At 62.3% G+C, this 1202-nt stretch carries 1 protein-coding gene; it reads left to right on the top strand.

Annotated features, from left to right (window positions below; genetic code table 11):
• Nucleotides 1-8: 8 nt before the first annotated feature.
• Nucleotides 9-1202, top strand: a 1194-nt coding sequence (locus tag EN879_RS36515) for a cytochrome P450 (RefSeq protein WP_164774867.1), incomplete at its 3' end; no start/stop codon positions are given.

Genomic DNA, 1202 nt, shown 5'->3' with positions numbered 1-1202 from the left:
CACCTGCCCTGGCCTTTGATCCAGCCACGCGACATCTGCGGCTCGACCCGCACGAGCCGGCTTTTTTTCAAAACCCTTATGATGCCTATGCTTTCCTCCACGGCCTATCGAATGCATTCTTCTGGGAAGAATTCGGCTTCTGGTGCTTTGGCGGCTTCGACGACGTCAACCGGCTGCTGCGCGACCGCCGTTTCGGCCGCCAGAATCCGGCCGGCATTCCAGACAGTCGCGGTATCGGACAGGACCGCAGCCATCTCAGGGCTTTCGACGGCGTCGAAGCCAATTCGATGCTGGAACTGGAGCCGCCGGTGCACACGCGGCTGAGAACACTGGTCAACCGCGCCTTCGTCTCGCGTCAGGTCGAACGGCTGCGGCCGCGTGTCGAGGCTTTGGCCAACGAGCTGATCGACCGTTTCGAACCAGGCAAGACGGTCGACCTGTTGCCTGCCTTCGCGGCGCCCTTGCCGATCACCATCATTGCCGAAATGCTCGGTGTGCCGGTCGACATGGGGCCGCAACTGCTCGACTGGTCGCACCAGATGGTTGCCATGTACATGCATGGCCGCACGCGCGCGATCGAAGAGACGGCCAACCGAGCCGCGGGCGAATTTGCCGATTTCCTGCGTTTCCATGTCACCGAGCGACGCAAGAACCCTGGCGACGACCTGCTGTCGCTGCTGATCTCGGCGCAGGAGGACGGCAAAAAGCTGTCGGAGGACGAGATGGTGTCCTCGGCGATCCTGCTGCTCAATGCCGGTCATGAAGCGACAGTGCATCAGACCGGCAACGCTGTCCGTGCGATCCTTATGCAAGGCGGCGATGTCAGCCGCTTCTTCGGCTCACCCGAAGCGACCGCGGCAACGGTCGAGGAATGCCTGCGCTTCGACGCGCCGCTGCACATGTTCACGCGCTACGCTTATCAGGAGATCGAAGTCGCGCCTGGCATTGTCGTGCAGCCGGGCCAGACGATCGGGCTGATGCTGGGCATGGCCAATCATGACCCGCGCGCCTTCGCCGAACCGCAAGCTTTCCGGCCCGATCGTCCGGACCAGAAGAACGTGTCATTCGGCGCCGGCATCCATTTCTGCATCGGCGCGCCGCTGGCCAGGCTAGAATTGCAGGTGTCGCTGAAAACCCTGTTCGAACGGCACCCGAAGCTGCATCTTGCCGAAAGGCCAAGCTTCCGCGACACTTACCACTTC

The sequence above is a fragment of the Mesorhizobium sp. M7A.F.Ca.AU.002.02.1.1 genome (genome assembly GCF_003998535.1).
Lineage (GTDB): Bacteria > Pseudomonadota > Alphaproteobacteria > Rhizobiales > Rhizobiaceae > Mesorhizobium > Mesorhizobium ciceri.
This window is presented reverse-complemented; position numbering and strand designations above follow the sequence as displayed.